Raw genomic sequence first — 17,520 nt, forward strand, 5'->3', positions numbered from 1 at the left:
AATTTCATCCTATATAAAGTCCATCTTCCATTATGATTGTAGTGGCCAGTCTTCCGATTAGACGAGGGGGGATTTCTTCCAAAGAATTTTTATCTTCTTTCTTACACCCCACATACATACCTTTAAGATTATTCTGTCCTATTACGTTAAGAGCCTTAAGAAGCCTTCTTGCCTTATCATCCTGTTTGGTTTCTTCGTCAGTGTTATAAATTCCTCTGCTAAAGTCGTTTAGGATTTCCATTGATTCGTTGTATTTGTCTATAGGAATATCAACTTCATCTTCAGAGCCTTGCTGGTAAACTCTATACATCTCATTCCTGTGCTCTATAGGTATAGGGTTTAGTTTGGATATATTAAGCTCTCTATTAAACCCTGCTATCTTTAACTCTTCAGGCATAAAGCCGAATTCTTTACCTTTTAGATGTCTAAAGTATTTATGATCGCTTTTATCGCTTGTGGTCCTAAGCTCATCTAAACATAAGTATGCAAGCAGTTTGTTTAAAGGTAGTTGCTTAGAAAGATTATTTGACGTTTTAAGATTTGAGTTATCCATCTCGTAATATATAAAGGAGTTATAATCAAGTCCTCCGCTTGATAGTCTTCCTCCTATAAACATATCTTTTAGATCAATACTCATAAAAGATGAGTATATATTCATAGGGTAGTATAGATATGAACTTTTTTCATTTGAGGACGCCTTGTGTGTTAAAGGACATAAGGATATGTTTTCGACTGCATAAGGGTCGTTATACTTATGAAGAAATCTTTTATAGTTTATATCTTGGTATTCTTTTTTACGCTGTTCGTATTCTGTTGATACGATTGTTTTTATCAGGCTGCTTAAGCCGCTTTTAATAATCATACTTTTAAGCTCACTAAAAGATTGATTAATGATATCCTTGCCTATATTCCATCTAATATCTTGCAATATACCTTTTTTTCTTAGCTCTTTAAAAAATAATTTCTCTTTGTAGCTAAGAGGTTTATATGTTTTCACATACCATGCAAGATAACGTTTTTTTGAAATTTGCATTTGATTTACAAAAGATTTTTTGCCTATATTTCTTTCAACAAATTTTTGAGCTTTATATTTACTAATCAGTCCTTTGACTCTTAATTGTCCGTCAAGCCAAGGGAACTCCTGCAACATAAAAGCTATCATTCCAAATTCTTTTATCAATATGTCACGTAAATTTTTAGATTCAAACATAACTTTTAAAAAAACTTTTAAGATATAACTATAATCCTTGTTATTAATTATTTCAGATATAGGAAAAAGCTCTGTTAAAATTTTATCCGCAAAAGACATCATAAATTCATCTAAAAATTTCTTTTCTCTTTTGATATGATTTTCTTTTTCAATTAAATGGCTATAGCTTTGTTTCAAACGCTCATACTCTTGCTTATTTTTCGAGATTTCTTGATCTAGGCATTCATTTATTTTTTCTTCTTCATAAAAATCTTCATTTGTATTATTTTTATCTTCAAGAGTTTGAATAAATTCATAAAAACTATCATCAAATAAATACTCATCATCCATAGAAAAATTTTTATAAAATTTCTCCGTAATCTCTTCCACACATAAAGCATCTTCGTCTTTTGCTTCTATTTTGTTTTGCTTAAAAAAGTAAATTCGTCTTTTATTTTCATCGTATTGTATAAAGGCATCTTTGTTTAGTACTTTAAATTTGTTTCCATATATAGATATGTATTCGTCTTTATCTATTTTTAATGCTCTTATCGCATTTGAACTATATGTATGCTTCATAGTATAAAATATAATAGAGAGCAAAAATACCTCTAAAACAGAATGGGGATTAGTCATATACACATTGCCCATCCTTGTGTTGATAAAATGGCTTTTATCGTGAGTAAGGGGGCTACAATACTCCACTAAATCATCCGAATAGGAATCTATTTTTCCTATAAAATACTTAGCATTGATTCCGTTAAAAAGGGATTCAAAATACTTGATACTATCTTTTAGATACTCTTTTTCTTTTTTCTTCAATATCTCAACATCATCATATTGTTTGAAAAATTTATTTATATGGTTTAAATTTTTTATCAACTTAAGCTGTTTGTCATAATCATTATAGTTAATTATTCCAAGAAGCGATGTGTTTGCCTTTTTTTCTATTTTCTTTATATATTGTTTATAATCATCCAGTGTAGATTTGTCAATACGCACAAAGGGGCTTAAGCTTAAAACATAGGCGTCTTTTTCATCTTTTGAAGTTATTTCTATAGAATATCGGCTGTAGTCTTTTATAGGAGTAAAACTATTAGGATCTTGAATTCTAGCGGCTGTGTCTGTTCTGTTTATATCGTCTTTTATGGTATAGCCCAAGGCTTTAGTTAGTACACGTTCGCTAAGTCCTGCATTTTGTTTTGTGGGAGCGTTTGATATTACCAGATAGTTTTTAGATAATCCTGAATATTTTGCAGTATTAAATTTACTATCTTCGTGTTTGTTTGATTTGTTAGATATTAATTTGGCAAATTTAAAAGAGTTAAAAAACGGATGTTGAATATATGTAAAATTTGCATGAGTTAAAGATAGCTTCCTACTAAGAAATCCATACATACTTGCCTCATCCTTACTATTGGCCATATTTTTATATATAGAATACATAGCATCGCCATACTCTTGCCTTATACTGCCTACTTCGTCATTTATAAGTCGATTTTGAAATAGATCTATGCCCCCTTTAACAAATCCGCAAACCCCAAGATAGTCATCTGTATTAACATCTTCATTTTCGCTAAACGGATCAAATCCGCTAAAATCTATAAAATACCCGTCTTTGCTATCTTTAAAAGATTTAAAAACTACTATGTCACAAAGCGATCTTGTTTCTATAAGATTAAATACAAAGCTGAATTTCTTAGCTAACAAATTTGCAACAGGACTTGCAAAAGAGTAAAAACCCTTACTTTCAGAATAATCCTTTATATTTACGACAGACATAAATGCATCAAAGATAAATAAAGCAACATCTATCTTTGAAGGATGAATAATAGCATCTATAAGGCTAAAAATTGTTTCAATAGTCTCTTTTATTATATATACTTCATCTGACTCTGTTGATTTATTTTTTATATTTTTTCTTAATATAGAAAATGTCTCTTCTACACTTTCTTTAGCCTTGCTTATATCATCAAATTCTTCATTTTTCAAAAGTTCTTCAATCTTGTCTTTTATCTTGTTTTCTAAATTTTTTAAAATACTTTCTATTGCAGATTGCGCATTTTGAAAATTTTCTACAATTATTCTTGAAGCGTTAAAAAAAGTTAGAGTTTGAGTATCGGGTGCATATTTTTTAACAAGAGTCATCAGCTCAACAGCCAACTCTTCCACTATAGACTCCTCATCAAAAACTAGACTTACATCTATAGATGTTTTACCTCGAGTAATCTTAAAATTTGAGATTTTATTTTTACTTTCCAAGATACTTTTTTTATCTATATGAGAGTTTGTTATAATCTCAACGAATTTATTTTTAAACTTTAACTCAAAAAGCTTATTTATAATCTCGCCTCTAAGTTCATACGCAGAAACGAGATCAGAATAAAATTTGTTTAAATTTGAGCAATAAAATGTAATGTAATTATAATCTTTAGCACACTCATCAAATTTCTTTAAAAGTTCGTCTATATTATGCAGGAGCGTAATGTCTTTTAAAGGCACAAATTATCCTTTGCAATATAAATTAATAAATTATAATTTATTATATCGATTTAATACTACAAGCATGTTAAAATTATATTATATATTTTTAAAAGCTATTGTCATTTTAATTTAACTATTTAAAAATTTATTTCAGTAATAGCTATATAGAATTTATCATATATAATTCTATCTGCTTAAATACTATGATAATTTAAAATTCGCTTTAACAAATTCCTTTTTTTGTAGAGTATTTTTGAGAAATGATAGCAATATCACTTCTGATAAGCTCTAAAACCGCCTCTTTAGTATAGCTTAAAACTTTTTGCAAGCATTCATTTTCATCTTCGCTAAACGCGCTTAGAACATGACTTGTAACACTTGTTTTATCGCTTCTGCCTATGCCTATGCGGACTCGTTCATACTCGCTTCCGATTAAGCTATCAATCGATTTTAGTCCATTATGCCCGCCGCTACTGCCGCCTATTTTAAATTTAACCGTTCCAAGCTTAAGGTCTAAGTCATCGTGAATTACTATAATGCGCTCCGGTTTGTAAAAATCATTTACCGCTTTTACGCTGTTTCCTGATAGGTTCATGAAAGTTTGCGGTTTTAAAAGAAGCAAATTTGAAAATTTAAAAAGTTCGCCTTGAAATTTGCTAGAACTAACGTCGGCAAATTTCTCGGTTTTAAGTAGGTCTACAAGCATAAACCCGATATTGTGTCTTGTTTTTTCGTATTGTGAGCCGGAATTTCCCAGCCCAACTATAAGGATCAATCTATAAGCCTTAAACTACTTAGCTTTTACGACTCCGACAACTGCAACATGACCAGCATCAACCATGCTAACGCCTGTAGGAGCGGTGATATCTCTTACTAATATCGTATCTTCGACATCAAGCTTGCTAACGTCAAGCGCAAATGAATTTGGTAGGTTTTCAGCTGTACATTTTACCGCAAGTCTCTTTTTGGATAGGATCAAAACACCTTTATTTTTAAGACCGATCGGTGTTCCAAAAGGCTTAACAGGGATTAAGTATTTTGATACGACACCAGGAAGTGCAACTTTTAGATCCACGTGCTTAAGAGCGTTTGTGATAGGATCTTTTTGATACTCCACGATAACGACTTTAAGTACCTTATCGCCAACCTTTACATCAAATGCAAGACTATCTTTTTTGCGCACCTCTTTGATAAATTCATTTACCTTAAAAGCCGCCTCAATATTCTCTAATCCTTTTCCGTAAATGTTTGCGATTAGATAACCATCTCTTCTCAAAGCTTTAGAAGCTTTTTTACCGATACTCTCTCTAACGATACCTTCTAACATCGTTTTCCTTTCATAAAAAATAAATGCCGATTTTAGCCAAAATTTTATAAATTTAGCCTAAATTTAACTGTCCAAGTCTTTAAGCGCGATTACGTCGCGTTTTAACCTTTCTGTATAATCCTCTTCTCCGCTTGCAAGATCAAGCATGCCCTCTTTTGCTAAATTTGCGTTTTTTATCTTGATTTCAAGGTTGTTTCTCTTGCTTGATTTTTCCAGAGCCTCTTCAAGGTCTATTATCTCTTCATTGTAAAGTTCAAGTAGATGCTGATCAAAAGTCTGCATACCGTAAGTGTTTTTACTCTGCTCTATCGCGTCATAAATTTCACCCTCTCTGCCATCCATGATCATGTTTTTAATTCTTACGTTTTTAATCATTACTTCAACGGCAGGTCTTCTTGTATTTTGAAGAGTTCTAACAAGTCTTTGAGAAATTATCGCTTCCACAACCGAAGCAAAGGTCATCTTTATACGATTTTGCTCCTCTTTTGGAAACATATTTATAACCCGCCCCACAGTCTCTTTAGCGTCCAAAGTATGCAGGGTAGAAAGCACCAAGTGTCCCGTTTCAGCCGCAGCCATCGCTGTTTTTACGGTTTCAAGATCTCTCATCTCGCCAACCAAAATCACATCTGGATCTTCGCGCAAAGATGCACGTAAAGCATCTGAAAATCCGCTCGCGTCTTGTCCTATGGCTCTTTGATTTACGATACTTTTTTGATCGGTATAGACATACTCAATAGGATCTTCAATAGTGATAATATGACGCTTTTTTTGAGCGTTCATTCTATTTATCATACTTGCAAGAGTTGTCGTCTTACCGCTTCCGGTTGGACCGGTAACTAAGATAATCCCACGATTTACAGTATCGCAAATTTTTTCTATTATAGGCGGAAGATAAAGTTCTTCAAAATTTGGAATTTTCGTAGGTATAGTTCTAAAAACCGCAGAAACACCTTCCATTTGGAAAAATATATTTACACGAAAGCGATAATCGTCATTTAGCTTATGGGTAAAGTCGATATTTTTCATATCCACAAGCTCTTTAAAGCGCGAACGCAAAAGCTCTTTTGCCAAAGTAATGCTGTCTGACTGACTCATTATTTCGGTATTCATTTGGCGAATTTCACCGTTAAATCTACCGTAGATATATCCGCCCGATTTTATGTGAAGATCGCTTCCGCCGCCTTCAACAAGCTTTGAAAGATATCCGTTAAGTTTATCTCTTAAGATAAAATCTAATTTACTGACGTCTACTTCAAATTGAGAAATTTCCATAGCTCGCTCCCTAAATTTGGTTTTGTTTTAATGCTTTCATTATCTCTTCATATGCCTGCACAAACTGCTTTATGCCGTCACTTAAAAGCTCTTTATAAACTCTGCTCATATCTATATCGGCTCTTTTTACTACTTCAAAAAATCTCTCAATACTATCATCGCTTGCGGCTTCTTTTGGCTCGCTATTTTGACTTATAAAAGCTTTGATTGTATCAAGCGGAGCGGTATTGATCGAGTTTTTATACATTAGCTCTTTTACGTAATAATCCTTACTAAGTTCATCGCCCTTTACGCCGGTGCTTGCAAAAAGCGCTCTTACGTTAGCTAAATTCCTAGCCTCTATGATTTTATAAATTTTAGTAGCATTCATTATGCCGATTTGTCCCGTAGGAAGTGAGCTTTGACGCATCTTTTCGTCAAGCAATCTATCAAAACGGCTTACAAAAATACTTATCACGCCCTGAGGAAGTTTTGTATTTGGGAATTTTTTCTCGTAAATTTTTGTTCCGCTCTCAAAGGCTTCAAGGCAAGATATCGCTTGTTCAGGTGAAAATATAAGCGTAGCATTGACTGAAATTCCTCTTGCCATAAGCGCGCTCATAGCTTCAAATCCGGCTTTTGTCGCAGGAATTTTGATCATAACGTTTGGCATAGCCATCTCATTAAACAGCCTAACGCCCTCTTCTATCGTGCCTTGAGTATCATCACAAAGGTTTGGATCAACCTCGATACTTATAAACCCGTCATCCTCGTTTGCGAAATTTTTTATAAGCTTATTTGCTGCGATTTTGATATCTTGCATAGCAAGAGTCTCGTAGATATTTTTAGGATGTTTTCTCTCGCTTTGCTCTATAGTGCTTTTGTAAGCGCTTGAAGTTAAAAAGGCAGATTTAAATATCGCGGGGTTTGAAGTAGCTCCGTTTATCGCGCCTGAATTTATAAGTTCTACAAATTCTCCATTTAAAAAATCTCTCTCCACAAAATCACACCATAGCGAAAATTTGACATTACCGTTAAACATCTTTTTGCCTTTTATACTAAATTTATTATCTCTCTTAAATCTTTTTTATCTATACAGTGCGTCGCTTTGGCTCTTAAAATTTCTTTAGCGCAAAAGGCGATTTTAAGACTTGAATATTCAAACATGGATATATCATTGGCTCCATCCCCTACACTCATAGTTTCGTCTTTGCTTATACCTAGCAAATTTTGCAAATTTTGCATCATAGCGCCTTTTGAGAAACCAAACATCATCTCGCCTCCCACAAGTCCGCTTAAAGCGCCGTCTTTTGAGTGCAAGATATTTGCAAAGCTAGCGTCAAATTTAAGCTTAGCTTGCGCCCTATCCGTTCCTGCGTGAAATCCTCCGCTAAAAACGACTACTTTTATGCCTTTGGATTTTAGATGAGCTATCAGTTCAAAAGCTCCCGGCATAAGCGGTAAATTTTCACAAATTTCATCTACTTTCTCTACACTAAGTCCTTTTAGTAGGCTTACGCGCTTAGTTAAGCTCTCAAAAAAATCAAGTTCGCCAGCCATGGCGCGCTTGGTTATAGCACTAACTTCATCACCTACTCCGTGAGCCTGCGCTAAAAAATCAATAGTCTCTCCGTCCATCAAAGTAGAGTCAAAATCAAAAACACAAAGTTTTATCAAAATTTAGCCTTTAAAAATCGCGCTTTAAGAGCGACTCAACTTTTAAAATCGTAAGGATATTTTGATCTCTTTTGCCGATTCCATAGATCATGCCCTTTTCTTTCAGCAAAGTTTCAGGCGGCGGATCGATCCTGTTCTTTTTAATTCTAATTGCCTCGGTTAGCCTATCTATAACAAATCCCGCCACTCTGTTTTCATCATCCTTCATCACGATATATCTCGTATTTGCATTAGGCTTTGTGGCGTTTAGAGAAAAACGCTTCCTAAGATCAATTAGCGGTATAACGCTTCCGCGCAAATTAAACACGCCTAAAACATACTCAGGAACGCTTGGCACGCGAGTATATTCGATCGGTTTAATAATCTCTTGGATGTTTAAAATCGGTATCGCATACTCCTCGTCTCCTACTATAAATCCGACAAGTTGGACTATCTCGTCTCTATCCTTTTCGGCAGGATCAGCCATCTGCTTTTTCTGTCTTTTTAGAACCTGATTTAATTTGTCATTCATGTTCTATCCTATCATTTTAATATTTTTTCTAACTACGTTTTCAAGGTATTCCGATGAATACGGCTTAGTGATATACTCGGTCATTCCTACTTCAACCCCTCTTAATCTATCCGTCTTTGAAGTCCTTGAAGTAACTGCTATCAGCGGTAAATTTCTATACTTTGAGTATTTGCGAATTTCCGCAGCCAAAGTATATCCGTCCATCCTTGGCATCTCTATATCTATAAGCATAGCATCAAGAGCATGTTCGCCCGATTTTACTATACTAAGCGCTTCAACGCCGTTTGTAGCTTCTATAACGGTTACGCCAAGCGGCTCAAGCGATCTTTGCATGATATTTCTATCCATCTTGGAATCATCCACTATCAGCACCTTATAATCGCTTGGCTTTTCTTTAGTCGTTTTTAAAGCTTCAAGACTGGCTCTGATATCTACTTTGATATCTTTTGCCATCTCCATCATAGCGGCAACGTCGATTATAAGCGTTACGCGTCCGTCACCTCTTATAGTAGCGCCTGCGATTCCAGGGATATTTTGTAAGTAATCGCCCATGGATTTTATAACGATCTCTTCTTGGCCCACAAGGCTATCTACTATGATACCAAGCTTGGCTTCCGCAACTCCGATGATAACGACATAAGTCTGCTCTCCTCCGTCAAATACCTGCTTAACGCCAAAGATGTCAGAAAGCTTAACAAGCGAAAGAACCTCGTCTCGCAGCCTAAGTACGTTCTTACCGTCGATAGTGTATATATCATCTATCGGTACGCGAACCGTTTCAAGAACACTTGCAAGCGGGATAGCGAAAAATTCCTCTTGAGAGCCTACTAAAAGCGACTGGATGATAGCTAGAGTAAGAGGAATTTTAAGTTTTACGACCGTTCCTTTTCCAAGCTCGCTATCTATATCGATTAATCCGTTTAGCTTTTCTATATTTGTCTTAACGACATCCATTCCTACGCCGCGTCCGCTTACGTTTGTGACCTTAGCCGCAGTTGAAAATCCCGGTTTAAATATAAGACTAAACGCCTCTTTATCACTCATCGCATCAGCTTCACGCTCGGTTATTATGCCTTTTTCGATCGATTTTGCCTTAAGCATATCGGCATCAAGGCCTTTACCGTCGTCTGCGATCTCAACTACTATGTGATTACCTTCATTATAGGCTTTTAGCTGAATAGTTCCTTTTTCGCTCTTGCCTGCGGCAATTCTGGTCGCGCCGTCTTCTATACCGTGATCACAAGAATTTCTTATCATATGCACAAGCGGATCGCCGATTTGCTCCACTATAGACTTATCAAGCTCGGTCTCTTCACCCGTGATTTCAAGATCGATTTGTTTATTTAACTCACGACTTAAATCCCTTATCATACGCGGAAATTTGTTAAACACTTTAGCAATAGGAAGCATTCTTGTCTTCATAACCGCAAGCTGGATATCGGTAGTTACAAGGCTTAAGCTAGAAACTACTTGATTTAGCTCTTCAAGGAATTTCTCACCCTCGTATCTTTCCTCTACGTCATCATAAATTTTAAGCAAGCGGTTTTTGCCAAGTACCAACTCGCCGATTAAATTCATCAAATGATCAAGCCTTTTAACCTCTACGCGTATAGTTTGTTCAGCATCGCTTCCGCCTGCTGAGGCAGCTGGGACTTTCTTCTCGGCTTCTACTTTTTTAGGTGCACTTGGTGTAACAGGTTTAGGTGCAGGCTGGGCGGCTGCTTTTGGAGCCTCAGGAGCTAAATTTGCACTTGGCGCAGGCGCACTTGCCGCTTTTTGCGCTCTACGAGCTTGATCTTCCGCTTTTCTTACTTTAAGCAGTCTTTCTATCTCGGCCTCTATCTCATCATCGCTTAAATTTGATAAATTTTCATCGCTAATCGGCTCAGGTTCAGGCCCTGACTGCACTTCCTCTACAGGCTCGGCTTTTGGACTTTCTTGAACCGCAGCTGCGCTTTCGCCCTCTGAAATAGCAGTAAGTCTAGTGCAGATATCAGCTATATCTATGCCTACATCGGTGTCGTTTCCATTATCTCTAATTCCGTGCAGAAGCGACTTCATCATGTCGATTGATTCAAGTACGACGTCCATGATGTCAGGCGTTATCTTAAGCTCATCTTTTCTAGCTTTGTTTAAAACATCTTCCATATGATGCGTAAGTTTGGTTAAAACATCAAAATTTAAAAACGAAGACGATCCTTTTACGGTGTGAGCAACGCGGAAAATTCTATTTAAAAGCTCCAAATCTTCAGGATTTGACTCAAGCTCGATAAGGTCATGGTCGATTTGCTCGACTAGCTCAAAGGCTTCTACTAAAAAGTCTTCAAGTATCTCTCTCATATCATCCATATCTTACCCCTATTTCGCTGATTTTTGCGCTTCGATAACACGAAGCACCTCATTATAAAGAATAGTCGCATCAAATTTCGTTAAGTACGCAGCACCGCCCGCCTCTTTGCTCTGAGCCTCACTATAAACATTACTCAAAGAGGAGTTAAAGATAATAGGTATGTTTGAGTATCTACTATCATCTTTAAGAGTCGCCGCGAAGCGGTATCCGTCCATCTGAGGCATCTCGATATCGCTTAATATAATCCTTAAATGCTCGTTTAGCTTATCTCCGTACATCTCGTAAAGATCTTGCATCTTAGAAAGTCCTTCGATACCGTCTTTTGCTTCAACTACCTTTAGCCCCATCTTTTCAAGAGTATCTTTTACGAGCTTTCTGGCAGTCGAGCTATCATCAAGCACAAGCGCCACGCCGTGAAGCCTCTTAGCCTCATCTATATCAACCTCGATCTTAGGACTATAAATTCCAAGCTCTTCAACGATACTTTCAAGATCCAGTATCAACAAAACTTCATCGTTTTCTATGCGAGTTACGCCCGTGATCTTGCCTTTATCAAGCGTGCCTGAGCTTGCAGAAAAGCTTGCAGCTTCTATATCCGCCCAATTAATTCTGCGAATTCTTTTGGCTTCATGGACTATAAAACCTATCAAAATTTCGCTAAATTCCGAAATTATCACGCGCGGTTTCATAACGGCCTCTTGCGGCTCTTTTATATTCATCCATTTGGCTAAATTTATAACCGGTATCACTACGCCCCGTAAATCAAAAATTCCTTCTATATATTCAGGAACACCCGGAAGTTCGGTCAAATTTGGCATCTTGATGATTTCGCGGACCTTAGCGACATTTACGCCGTATATACCCTCATATACTCTGTCGCCCGTCTGCTTAAAAATTCTAAAATCAACAAGCTCCATCTCGTTTGAACCGGTCTTTAAAACGTTATCATCAAACATCTTGGCCCCTTGCGCTCTTTAGAGCAAACTTAATCTTTGGTGCGTATTCTACTATAAAATAACTTTGCTCGCATGCAAAACTTGGAACGTTGATATATTGTTGATTTTGAAACTCAAATATATCTCCTTGGTGAAAATGCCCTTCGATTATGATTTCTTCGGTATAATTCGCCACTCTTTTTGCTGCTAAATTTTTAAAATTTGGAATTTTATAAGTTAAATTTTTATGTCGTAATTTTTTAAAAAGCGCCTTTGAAATTTTAAAATTTAACAAATTATCAATAAAATTCATACATTTTAAAAACAACTTGAGCCTTAAAAATCTCAAAGCATATTTGCTAACAAAAGGCAAAAATATATCTCCGTGCGCAATAGCCACGTTTTGCGCGCATTCGCTCTTAAATTTGACAGGTTGCGCAGCGATTGGAAAGACTCGCACGTTTTTTAAGATTTTTGAAAGGTTAAAGTCGTGATTTCCTTCAAAATAATAAATTTCCATGCGTTTGGAAAGCTCATTTATAAGCCTTATATGTTCGCTTGCAAATTTAAGCGGATAATCGCAGTAATCCGATAAAAAATCAAACATATCGCCCATCAAAAATAACTGCGGAGCGCAAATTTTGCCCTCTTTTAATGCTCGTAGAAATTTTAAAAATTCGGGGCGATTTTCGTTAACGTGAGAATCGGCTATAAAAATCGCGCCATTTTTTATCGTCAAATTTTGCATTTTAAGGAAGACAAGTATAAATAGGAAGTGCCGTATCTTCGCTAAATCCGCAGATTAAATTCGCATTTGCAAGAGCTTGCGAGCTGGCACCTCGCAAGAGATTATCGATGGCCGAGTTTATAAAAATTTTATCCTCGTGCACATAAGCTGTTATATCGCAAAAGTGCGTTCCGGCAACGCTTTTGATGCTAACGGGCTCATTTTTAACCCGCACAAATTTCTCGGCTTCATAAAATTTATTTAAAATTTCGATAGGATCTATCTTACTAGTAAGTTTAGCATAAACACTTACCAGCATTCCGCGCGTTATAGGAAGCAAGTGAGGCACGAAAAGCGTGGGTATTTGCCTGCCTGCAATAAGTGAAATTTGCTCTTTTATCTCGTCACTATGGCGGTGTTTTATCGGATTATAGGCGTTTGCGTTTTCATTCACGCTCACAAAATGGCTTGTCGCACTTAGCTTCTTACCAGCTCCGCTAACTCCGCTTTTTGCATCTATTATCACGCCAAATTCGGCGTCTAAAAACTGCAAAAACGGTGCGATGGCCAAGATCGAAGCGGTAGGATAACATCCCGGATTTGCGATTAAATTTGCTCTTTTTATTCGATCGCGGTTTAGCTCAACTAGCCCGTAAACCGCACTTGATAAATTTTCAGGATCTAGGTGCTCGCAATAATTTTTCTCATAAAGCTCAAGACTCAAGCGGTAATCGGCGGAAAAATCAACAACCTTAACGCCAAATTTCAAAAGCTCTTTTGCATATTTCATCGCCTCCTGATGCGGCAACGCCAAAAAGACAAGTTCGCATTTTTTAGCCGCTTGGCTTGCGTCCGCAGCGCTTACTTCAAACTCAAAAACGCCTTTTAAAGAGGGGAAAATTTCCTCTATCCTAGAAGCAGAACTTGCAGCAAGGTAAGAAATTTTAAATTTAGGGTGATTTAAAAGCAGCTTTATAAGCTCAAATCCCGTATATCCGCTAACGCCGATGATGCCTACATTTATCATCTACTCTCCAAATTTGATAGGTTTATAGCTAACAGAGATGATCTCTATCTCGCTTGCGCCGTTTGGCAAATTTAGCGTCACGTCATCGCCCTCGCTCTTGCCGATAAGCTGTCTGCCAAGGGGCGAATTTATAGAGATTAAGCCTCGCTCTAGGTTGCTTTCAGGCGTTCCTACTAGAGTATAGGATTTTTCTATTTCGGTTTCAACGTCCATTATCACAACCGTTGAGCCGAATTTCACCTTGTCATGCTCGTATTCGCTTGGATCTATCACTTTAGCTCTACTTACTATGTCGCTAAGCTCGGCGATCCTGCTTTCGATGAAGGATTGCTTCTCGCGGGCTGCGTGATATTCGGCATTTTCTTTTAGATCGCCGTGACTTCTTGCGATGTCGATCTCTTCAACTATGCGCGGACGCTCTACTGTTTTTAAATTTTTAAGTTCGTTTGTGATTTTTTCGTATCCAAATATAGTCATCGGTTCAGTCATTTTTATCCTTTTTTATTTTGTATCATATTTGCAACTGCGTTTGCAGAGCCGTGCTCAAGGTACTCTCTAAGCTGTGCACAACCTTTTATAAATTTTTGCCTATCACACTCTTTATAAGCTTTAAGCAAATTTTGCGCAGTTACTTCATCTTGCAAAAGCTCGATGTGAAGCGGCTCTTTGCCCAAAAAATCAAAAATAATATTAGCAAGCCCTGCAAATTTCACCTTCACAAGCCTTCTAGCGATAAACATATCAATGGCTTTTGCCTTGTAAGCTAGCACAAACGGCGTTGCGATAAGGGCTGATTGAAGCGTAGCAGTTCCCGAGCAGATAAATGCAAATTCGCTTTGCAAAAGCGCTCTTGGTGCATTATTTGTAAGCGTAAATTCGCTTATATCGCCGTAAATTTCAATATCTTTCATCAAAAACTCAGGCACGCAAAGCAGTTTTTTGCCCTCTATTTGCCTTGCAACCTCTTTAAAAACAGGCATGAGCCTTGTTATCTCAGCCTTTCTAGAACCCGGTAAAAAGGCTATTTTGCCGCTATTTATAAGCGTATTTTTACGAACTCTAAGCTCGTCCATCAAAGGATGCCCCACGTAAGTAGCACGATTATAAAACATCTTATCAAAAGGCAAGATAGAAGCCAAGTTATCGCAATACTTCTGCACTTTAGCCACTCTGCCCGCCTTCCAAGCCCAAACTTGCGGCAAGATGTAGTAAGTTATAGGCGTTTTAATGCCTGCTTCTTTAATCGCCTTTGCCAGCGGCAAATTAAACGCTGGACTATCGATAAGCAAGACGTGATCGCACTTGCTAGCTAAATTTACCATCTCTTTGATAGCGCGTTTTGCCTTAAAATAAAGCGGCAAAACCTCCACAAAACCCATCGCCGAAAATTCGCTACTTCGCATAAAAGGCTTGCCGAATTTCTCGTCAAAAATTCCTTCAAGCTCGTAATTATGCAGATACTCAAGCACCTCGGCTAGGTGCAAATTTGCCGACGCCTCAAGGCATGAAACAAGCAGCTTCACTGATTTCCCTCAAACTCTTCTATGATATACTGAAGCTCTTGCGTTCGCTCCTTAGTCATCTTTAGATAACAATTCGCCGAAGCAACGAGATACATCGTGCCTTGAGGCGGGACAAACGGGCATTTAGCCTCTTTATAAGCGACCCATTTTCTTTGGATATCTTTTAGCCTCTTTTTATTTTCGTCGTTTAGTATACTCATAGCCTTTTTATAAGTTTCGTTTAAAATTTTGTCTTGAATTTCAAACTCTTTATTTATGCACTCTATCATCCCTGCCGTAGAGCTATCGGCCTCTATGCACGCTTTAACTCTTAGTTCGGATTCATCCGCTGCGCCCTTGCTTAAATTTGGAGCGCTTTCATTTTTAACCACAAGCTGCTGCGCGCTAAAAGCAAGGCTTGCCGCAAGCGCGATAAATGTAAATTTTTTAAGCACATTTTATCCTTTGGAATTTGACAAAGATTATCCCTAAAAGTGGCTAAATAAATAATAAATTTAAAATTCGGCTTTATGAGACTATAACGAAAGCTATGTTAAAATCGCAAAAATTTTAAAGGCGAAATTTGAAAGAAATTCTTATCACAAACGACGATGGATTCGAGGCTAAAGGGCTTCATGAGCTTGCTCGTGCCTTAAAAGAAATTCCTGATACAAACGTTACTATCGTAGCCCCAAGTAGCGAGAAATCAGCCTGCGCGCACTCCCTTACTCTTACAAAGCCGCTTAGGTTTATAAAGATAGACGATAACTTCTTTAAACTAGATGACGCAACGCCGAGTGATTGCGTATATCTAGCACTTCACGCACTTTATAACAAAAAGCCAGACCTCATCATAAGCGGCATAAATCACGGCGCTAATTTGGGCGAGGATATAACCTACTCAGGCACGTGTGGAGCCGCTATGGAAGGGGTTTTGCAAGGAGTTAAGAGTATAGCGTTTTCGCAATTTTACAAAAACGACAGCATCGATATGCTTGGTTTTTCTTTGGCGCGAGAAATAGTTAAATTTATCGTTCCTCGAGTGCTTGACGGGCGAATTTGCTTGCCTGAAAGGCAGTTTTTAAACGTAAATATCCCCGCCGTTACGCAAAAAGATTTTAAAGGCTATCAAGTGGTTCCTGTAGGCAAGCGAAGCTACGCGACTCACGCAACGCTAAATCGCAATCCGCGCGGAGTGGAGTACTACTGGCTGGGAGTTGCCGCGCTTGATTACGAGCAAGGTGATCCAAGCGACATCAGCGTCGTAAATGAAGGCTACGCGAGCCTAACGCCCATAATGCTTGATATGACGGCGCACGCGAGCTTAAATTCGCTCAAAAAGAGCCTTGATGGATAGATTTACGCGCGCTAGGTGGCTTTTGGGCGATGAAAAATTCGCCAAACTTCAAAAGGCTAAAATTTTAGTTTGCGGCGTGGGCGGCGTGGGCGGAATTTGCGTCGATGCACTTGCTCGTTCGGGTGTGGGGCAAATAACCATCATAGATAAAGACACATTTGACGTCACAAACCAAAATCGCCAAATTTATAGCGAAGCGGTCGGAGCGGTGAAGGTGAGTGAATTTGCTAAAATTTATCCTAACATCACGCCCATTTGCGAGCTTATAACGCCTGAATTTGTGGCAAATTTTGACTTTAGCGAGTTTGATTTGGTAATCGATGCGATCGATGATATGGCAGCTAAAGTCGCTCTTGCAAATGCGGCGCACGGCAAGCTCATCTCCTCGATGGGCGGAGCAAAAAGGCTTGATCCTACTAAAATTTGCGTCGCTTCGGTTTGGAAAACTTGCAATGATCCTTTGGCTAGGAAATTTAGATATGAACTTAGAAAATCAGGCTTTAAAGGCGATTTTAAAGTAGTGTTTTCAACCGAAGAGCCAAACTGCAAAGAGCTTGGAAGCTTCATGGGAGTAACGGCTGTTTTTGGACTAAATTTGGCAAGTCTGGCGATTAAAAAAATAACAACTACATCAAATTTATCATAAAGGAGTCTTATGACAGAGTATCAAAAAAAAGTTTTTTCAGACCCAATTTTGCTTAGGCAAAAGCTTGAAATATACCTTCAAAAACCTGAAAAAGTAGAAATTTACGCAAAAGCTTGCGAATCATTCTTTGAAAATGGTAATAAAGAAGAGTTATCATATGCAATAACTTGGAGCTGGTGGGGATTTTTTGGAACAATATTTTTCTTTGCTTATAGAAAAAACTATATTTACATTATTGCAATGCTCCCTATAGTTATATTTTTAAAAATTTTTGGATGGGTTATATGTGGCATGGCAGCTAAATATGCTGTTTGTTCTCGATTTTGTAAAATATTAGAATCTGAAAACGATGAAAATTTAAAACAAGGCGGTGGAACAAGTCCTGAAGGAGCTTGGGTATTGGCGTTTATTTTAATGATAACAATAACAGCAATATTAAAATAGTTAAGCGATCTTAACTATTTGTTTTGCATACAAAGCCGTAGTTGTATTAATTTATATAAAATAATATACTTTTATATAAATAATACTGAC

17 protein-coding genes are annotated in these 17,520 nt (G+C 37.4%); 3 read left to right on the forward strand and 14 right to left on the reverse strand.

Translation table 11 applies throughout. From position 1 onward, the window contains the following. Positions 1–4: 4 nt before the first annotated feature. From CORI_RS08705 to CORI_RS08770, 14 genes are all read right to left on the reverse strand, one after another. The gene (locus CORI_RS08705; protein WP_173031646.1) at positions 5–3,691 is read right to left on the reverse strand and encodes a hypothetical protein; all 3,687 of its coding nucleotides are present in this window, start codon (positions 3,689–3,691) and stop codon (positions 5–7) included. A 205-nt stretch (positions 3,692–3,896) separates the two neighbouring features. Next, entirely contained in the window at positions 3,897–4,448 is a 552-nt protein-coding gene (pth, locus tag CORI_RS08710) for an aminoacyl-tRNA hydrolase (RefSeq protein WP_173031647.1), read from the reverse strand. Positions 4,449–4,463: 15 nt separating this feature from the next. Continuing rightward, positions 4,464–5,000: a 50S ribosomal protein L25/general stress protein Ctc gene (locus CORI_RS08715; RefSeq protein WP_173031648.1), complete on the reverse strand. Its 537-nt coding sequence runs from the start codon at positions 4,998–5,000 to the stop codon at positions 4,464–4,466. A gap of 63 nt (positions 5,001–5,063) precedes the next feature. Then, positions 5,064–6,275, reverse strand: a complete 1,212-nt coding sequence (locus tag CORI_RS08720) for a type IV pilus twitching motility protein PilT (RefSeq protein WP_172201714.1) — start codon at positions 6,273–6,275, stop codon at positions 5,064–5,066. Positions 6,276–6,285: 10 nt separating this feature from the next. Beyond that, the gene (locus CORI_RS08725) at positions 6,286–7,296 is read right to left on the reverse strand and encodes a transaldolase (protein WP_173031649.1); all 1,011 of its coding nucleotides are present in this window, start codon (positions 7,294–7,296) and stop codon (positions 6,286–6,288) included. Between the two features lie 11 nt (positions 7,297–7,307). Next, complete coding sequence (gene serB / locus CORI_RS08730) at positions 7,308–7,931, reverse strand: phosphoserine phosphatase SerB (RefSeq protein WP_173031650.1); 624 nt, start codon at positions 7,929–7,931, stop codon at positions 7,308–7,310. Positions 7,932–7,941: 10 nt separating this feature from the next. Next, positions 7,942–8,442, reverse strand: coding sequence for a chemotaxis protein CheW (locus CORI_RS08735; protein WP_173031651.1), 501 nt, complete (start codon positions 8,440–8,442; stop codon positions 7,942–7,944). 3 nt (positions 8,443–8,445) lie between these two features. Next, positions 8,446–10,791: a chemotaxis protein CheW gene (locus CORI_RS08740; protein WP_173031652.1), complete on the reverse strand. Its 2,346-nt coding sequence runs from the start codon at positions 10,789–10,791 to the stop codon at positions 8,446–8,448. Positions 10,792–10,800: 9 nt separating this feature from the next. After that, complete coding sequence (locus CORI_RS08745) at positions 10,801–11,748, reverse strand: chemotaxis protein (protein ID WP_172201721.1); 948 nt, start codon at positions 11,746–11,748, stop codon at positions 10,801–10,803. Continuing rightward, positions 11,741–12,475, reverse strand: a complete 735-nt coding sequence (locus tag CORI_RS08750; RefSeq protein ID WP_173031653.1) for a UDP-2,3-diacylglucosamine diphosphatase — start codon at positions 12,473–12,475, stop codon at positions 11,741–11,743. Before CORI_RS08750 ends, CORI_RS08745 begins: the two co-directional genes overlap by 8 nt. Before the next feature lies 1 nt (position 12,476). Further along, positions 12,477–13,481, reverse strand: coding sequence for an N-acetyl-gamma-glutamyl-phosphate reductase (gene argC / locus CORI_RS08755; RefSeq protein ID WP_173031654.1), 1,005 nt, complete (start codon positions 13,479–13,481; stop codon positions 12,477–12,479). Further along, positions 13,482–13,970: a transcription elongation factor GreA gene (gene greA, locus CORI_RS08760; RefSeq protein WP_173031655.1), complete on the reverse strand. Its 489-nt coding sequence runs from the start codon at positions 13,968–13,970 to the stop codon at positions 13,482–13,484. It abuts the gene before it with no gap. A 2-nt stretch (positions 13,971–13,972) separates the two neighbouring features. Further along, the gene (gene lpxB / locus CORI_RS08765; RefSeq protein WP_173031656.1) at positions 13,973–15,004 is read right to left on the reverse strand and encodes a lipid-A-disaccharide synthase; all 1,032 of its coding nucleotides are present in this window, start codon (positions 15,002–15,004) and stop codon (positions 13,973–13,975) included. Further along, positions 15,001–15,438, reverse strand: a complete 438-nt coding sequence (locus CORI_RS08770; RefSeq protein ID WP_173031657.1) for a lysozyme inhibitor LprI family protein — start codon at positions 15,436–15,438, stop codon at positions 15,001–15,003. Before CORI_RS08770 ends, lpxB begins: the two co-directional genes overlap by 4 nt. Before the next feature lie 128 nt (positions 15,439–15,566). Here CORI_RS08770 and surE point away from each other — a divergent pair, with 128 nt between their 5' ends. The 3 genes from surE to CORI_RS08785 are packed head-to-tail and all read left to right on the forward strand — an operon-like array spanning position 15,567 to position 17,430. Then, positions 15,567–16,340 carry a 5'/3'-nucleotidase SurE gene (surE, locus tag CORI_RS08775; RefSeq protein WP_173031658.1) on the forward strand — a complete coding sequence of 258 codons (774 nt, stop codon included), beginning with the start codon at positions 15,567–15,569 and terminating at the stop codon, positions 16,338–16,340. Beyond that, positions 16,333–16,986, forward strand: coding sequence for a ThiF family adenylyltransferase (locus CORI_RS08780; protein WP_173031659.1), 654 nt, complete (start codon positions 16,333–16,335; stop codon positions 16,984–16,986). The genes surE and CORI_RS08780 overlap by 8 nt, the downstream gene beginning before the upstream one ends. Before the next feature lie 9 nt (positions 16,987–16,995). Continuing rightward, positions 16,996–17,430 (forward strand): DUF2628 domain-containing protein, encoded by a 435-nt coding sequence (locus CORI_RS08785; RefSeq protein ID WP_173031660.1) that lies wholly within the window; start codon positions 16,996–16,998, stop codon positions 17,428–17,430. Positions 17,431–17,520: the final 90 nt, after the last annotated feature.

The organism is Campylobacter sp. CCUG 57310 (assembly GCF_013201975.1).
Lineage (GTDB): Bacteria > Campylobacterota > Campylobacteria > Campylobacterales > Campylobacteraceae > Campylobacter_A > Campylobacter_A canis.